Source organism: Novosphingobium sp. KN65.2 (assembly GCF_001368935.1).
Taxonomy (GTDB): Bacteria; Pseudomonadota; Alphaproteobacteria; order Sphingomonadales; family Sphingomonadaceae; genus Novosphingobium; species Novosphingobium mathurense.
On record NZ_CCBH010000063.1, the window covers coordinates 1 to 4,630 of the forward strand.

The window sequence follows — 4,630 nt, forward strand, 5'->3', positions numbered from 1 at the left end:
ATCTAATTATCGGTTATAGGATCGGGGCGCGCGGCCGACACGCTCCGGCATGGACGCCCGAGCGTGTCTTTGACGATGGCAGCAAGACCTATATCCAGTTTGCGCCCGATCTTGGCACGACCGAGGCCCCGCCGCTGTTTGTCATCGGCGAAAACAAACAGGCCGAATTGGTCAACTACCGCGTGCAGGGCCGCTATTATGTCATCGACCGGCTTATCAGCGTGGCCGAGCTGCGCCTTGGCAGCAAGAAACAGGAAGTCGTGCGGATCGAGCGCCAGCGCGACGGGAGGTCGTAACCATGAGCGGCGACATCACCGCCGATCCGGCGTTCACGCCCGAGGAAAAACAGCCGGTATCGTCGATCCTCGAAACCAACCGTCCCGGCGTCACCCGCTATAAGCGCAGCATCATCATAGGGTGCGTTTCTGCCCTCGCGATGCTGTTCGTCGTCGGGATCGTTTATGCGTTCGTCCTGCCCAAGAGCACCGGCAGCGGAGAGAAGGAGGAACAGGAAACCGCGATGCAGATGGCGAAACCCGTCCTCGACGACTTGCCGGAAAACTATGGCGACACGCGCCCCGACCTAAGCGGCCCCGGCAATGCCACTCTGCCCGCCGTGGGCGAGGAAGGCGCGGAGGGAGCGCAGGGCGATCCCAATGCCCAGCAACGTCCGCAGCAACGGCAGCTTACGCCCGCCCAGCAGCGCGCGGAACAGGCCCGCGAACTGGCGATACGTCAGGAGATGGCGGCGCGCGCTGGCGGCGTCCTGTTCCCAGATGGACGAATGCAGGGAGGCGACGCCCAGGGCGGCGCTGGGGCTGGGGATGCGGGCGAGCGAGAGCCACCCGCTGGCCCCGATCCCGAAGACCCCGGCAGGCAGAATATGCAGCACGAAAAGGAGCAATTCATTCAGTCGGCGCGGATCGGTGACGATTATCTGGCCTCGCCGATCAAAGCGGCGATTTCGACATATGAAGTCAAGGCTGGGACCGTCATTCCCGCTGCGCTGGTGACTGCCCTCAATTCCGACCTCCCCGGCGACGTGATCGCGACCGTCACCGAGAACGTCTATGACCACGTTACGGGCAAATTCCTGCTCATCCCGCAGGGCGCGCGCCTGTTCGGCCGCTATGACAGCAAGGTCAGCTACAAGCAGAACAGGGCGTTGGTCGTGTGGAATCGGGTAATCTATCCCAACGGTGATTCCATCAACATCGGCGGTATGTCAGGGACGGACGCAACCGGGGCCGCTGGCCTCAAAGATCGCGTCAATAATCACTATGGGAGCCTGCTTACCGGCGTCACTCTTTCCACTGCAATCGCTATCGGCGGGGCTTACGCGGACAGCGCGGGCGTGCGTGATAACCAGCTTGTTACTGCTGGCGGGGGTGCTCTTAGTCAGGAGGCTTCTCGCACAGGGCAACAATTCGTCACGCGGGAGCTTAATCGACAGCCCACCATTACTATCCGCTCAGGTGCCCGCCTCCGTGTCCTTGTTAACAAAGACATGGTTTTGCGTCCCTACCGCCGAGACTAGAGAGTCGCGCAATCCTTGCGATCGCGCCATAAGGGGCGCGGCCGCAAGGAGTTCAAGGAATGGCTAAATCTCAAGTGCAAATGGGTATCACATTACCAACGGGTCTACACGATCAAGTTAGGCAGGCGGTTCTACAACGGAGCGCGCGCGAAGGGCGCACGATAACCGTCAGCGAGTTTTACAGCGAGGCGGTCAAGGCGCTCACGCGGCGGATAGATGCAGGAGAAGATATTGTTTTTGCTGCTCATCCGCGCCGAGGCGGCGTTGATCCCCTTTCCGTCAGATTGGAAGAGGATGCCGCCGAGATGGTTATTCGCTTCCGCCACCTGACAACACAGTCGTCGTTTATCAGCACGGCGGTCCGGCATTATCTGAAGAAGGACTAATAAATGTCGAAGAATACGGCCTTGAACTTGCCCAAGATCGGCACACCCGGCGCGCAGCGCAAAATCAGCGTCACGCTTGATGCCGAGTTGGCGGCTGAGATGGACCGCTACGGGGCCGCTTACAAGGACGCCTATGGCGAAGTCGTCGAGATCGAGACACTGATTCCGCACATGCTCCGCAGCTTCATTGCCGGCGATCGGAGTTTCAAACGGTGGAAAAGCGAACAGCGGAAAGGGGGGCAATAGCCCCCTTTCTTATAACTGCTCGCAATGTCTCACATGTGATTGCTCTATCCGCAGCCATGCTATATTGAATCGTCATGGAGTCGAATCAACCGGACTTTCAACTTGAACCTGTGTCGCCCGCAGATCGGGAGGCGCAGGCGCGTGAAAAACGGAGAATTACTCGTGAGGCGACCAAGCGCGCGCGCGATCGTGCCGCCGCCCAGGGCGTCGCTACCGCCTCTTTCATGGTTCGCAAAGACTATCTCGCGGTCCTCGACGCCATTCAGGCGGAGAGAGGATTGAAGAACCGATCAGCGGCGCTTGAGACTGTCTTGCGCGCTGCGTTCGACCACAAACAGGAGCTTGGGCTGTGACCAGATAAAGGAAAGCCCGGCGCTAAGGCCGGGCATCCCCAAAAAACCGCTACAGCGTTTGGCGACGCTACAGGGACAAATATCAAATACTCACCCTATGTAGCGGTTTCTGATCCCCAGATCAAGGGATGCGCGTTTCGCGCCACGCTATCATTTTGCCCGGTCCCAGCCTCCTAACGGAGGATGGAATATGGAAGCTATTACCATTGGCGACGCCACTTTGGCGGCGCTTCGCGGCGTGCGTATTCGGCGCAAGCCCGCGCAATCGGGCGCGCCACATCGCACCGGCCAGCATGTGCTGCGCGACAGCATCGAGGCCGGGACGTTCGAGGAAGCTTTTTTTGCGGCCCCAGCGCCGGGAGAAACCGACAGGCTCTTGCGGATCGCCAAGCAGACCTTGATTGCAGGGAAGAACCTGCGTCGCGCGGCGCTGGCAGAAGGGCGCAGCCTATCCGCCAGCGAGCGCCTGCTAGCGTCGCTCACGCGCAGCGCGATCGACGTTTACGAGCGCTTGTTGACGCTCGCCCGCGTCTGTCATGGCCGGATATTTCCCAGCTACAATGACCTGGCCGAGAAGACCGGCTTGGGGCGTGCGACCGTCGCGCGTGCCCTGTCCGTTCTTGAAGCCATCGGCTTCCTTGTCCGGCAGCGCCGTTTCGTCCGCGTGGCGAGCGACGAGCCGGGGCCGCGCTACGAGCAGACCTCGAACGCCTATCGGGTTCTCCTGCCCGAACGGGTCATGAAATTCATTCCTCGCTGGCTAAGGCCCTCGCCGCTTCCCGATGACGAATTGCAGCGGCTTGCCGATCGAGCGGCCGATACGGATGCCATGTTGTCGCGTCTGTCCCGTGAAGACCTCGCCAACGAACTGCTGCAAGGCCCGCTCGCCAAGGCGCTGGCGAAGCTGGGCGCATCGCTCGACAGGCAGGAGCGTGAGTCTCAAAATGATCCGCAACCGCTCCTAGATTCTATATATATTAGGACAAAAGGAGTTGGCCTAAGTCGGCCAACGCGCTGACGCCTGACGGCGCGATAACTGCAATGTCACACCCACCCCCAAACACCAGCGCTAGCGGCGCCGCTGGACGCCCCGGCTTTGCCGGGACGAATGCTCCCCAGCGGGAGCAAGCGGCTTGGGCAGCGCCCAAACGGCTGCGTTCGTGCGTGCTGAAAGCGATTTTTTGCGACGAAGGCGGTCGTAGCGTTCATCCGCAAGGCGAGGTCTTACCCAGGTGATCCCGGCAATCCAATTTTCTCGGATCATAATGGCCTTCGTGATCGGTGCCGGCGCAAGCGCCTGCATGTCAGTTTGTCAGGCGTGGAAAGGGGCGCGCCGCCCCCTTTCCCCAGCAACGACAATCAGCAGGACCGTGGCTCACTCGCTCCGCTCCCTGCGCCCGCACCACTCCCGCAGATTCCCGCTGCCCCCCATTCCCCCGGCGTTCTTGGGCGTCCGTGTCGCCGATGGCCGATGCCATCGCCGCAGGGCGATTTTAAGAAAGGAAGGGAAATGCTGGAATATCTCCGCAAGCTACTGGCCGAGCGCACCGACAGCGTTACGGTCACGATCACTTCACACTATCAGTCATATCCCCGGTCTGGCGTCTATGACGTGGATGACATCGGCATCGCTATTGAATGCCAAGGCCATAACTATTGCCTTCCATGGGCCGCGATCAGCGAAATCGAGATCGAGGACTAAGGCCATGGATAATCAGACTTCCGATACGCTTGGCGAAACGCTGGTGGAAAAGGGCTTCGCGCCCAATCTATACCTTCTCGACATCAACCATGCCTTGTCGGTTCCGCGCGATTTTCCTCTGCCCGCGCCGTGGAATCTCCCTTCACGCATGTTTGGGTTTCCGATCGAGGTTTGCCGCCCCGATGGAGGTCAGCCTCGCAAGATTGGCCTTCGTCACCCCTTGCTGGCCGACCATCCCTATGTGTTGCACGTCGAGGCGGTTCTAGGCGTCGAGATCGACCGGAACGGGGCGCCGAACCGCTACGGCTACACGACAGCGCCAACCGCCCGCTGGTGGCACGCCGTGGACCTCATTAGCGCCGGGAAATGGCGCGAATTGCTGGATAGGCCCAGTCGGCCCGAAGCT

Annotated in this window: 7 protein-coding genes and 1 pseudogene; all 8 read left to right on the forward strand. The window is 60.6% G+C overall.

Annotated elements, in window-relative coordinates:
• On the forward strand, positions 1-296 hold a 296-nt coding region (locus SPHV1_RS02295), incomplete at its 5' end, for a TrbG/VirB9 family P-type conjugative transfer protein (protein ID WP_197277615.1).
• Between the two features lie 2 nt (positions 297-298).
• On the forward strand, positions 299-1,537 hold the full coding sequence (locus SPHV1_RS02300; protein WP_053085601.1) for a TrbI/VirB10 family protein: 1,239 nt from the start codon (positions 299-301) through the stop codon (positions 1,535-1,537).
• 59 nt (positions 1,538-1,596) lie between these two features.
• Positions 1,597-1,923, forward strand: coding sequence for a hypothetical protein (locus tag SPHV1_RS02305; protein WP_048575070.1), 327 nt, complete (start codon positions 1,597-1,599; stop codon positions 1,921-1,923).
• Between the two features lie 3 nt (positions 1,924-1,926).
• A complete protein-coding gene (locus tag SPHV1_RS02310) occupies positions 1,927-2,169 on the forward strand; it encodes a DUF2274 domain-containing protein (RefSeq protein ID WP_053085602.1) in 243 nt (80 codons plus the stop codon).
• A gap of 74 nt (positions 2,170-2,243) precedes the next feature.
• Entirely contained in the window at positions 2,244-2,522 is a 279-nt protein-coding gene (locus tag SPHV1_RS02315) for a hypothetical protein (RefSeq protein WP_048575071.1), read from the forward strand.
• 190 nt (positions 2,523-2,712) lie between these two features.
• Positions 2,713-3,540: a helix-turn-helix domain-containing protein gene (locus SPHV1_RS02320; protein ID WP_048575072.1), complete on the forward strand. Its 828-nt coding sequence runs from the start codon at positions 2,713-2,715 to the stop codon at positions 3,538-3,540.
• A 492-nt stretch (positions 3,541-4,032) separates the two neighbouring features.
• Positions 4,033-4,224 carry a hypothetical protein gene (locus SPHV1_RS02330; protein ID WP_048575073.1) on the forward strand — a complete coding sequence of 64 codons (192 nt, stop codon included), beginning with the start codon at positions 4,033-4,035 and terminating at the stop codon, positions 4,222-4,224.
• Between the two features lie 4 nt (positions 4,225-4,228).
• Positions 4,229-4,630 (forward strand): annotated as a pseudogene (locus tag SPHV1_RS02335) (hypothetical protein); the annotation flags it as partial.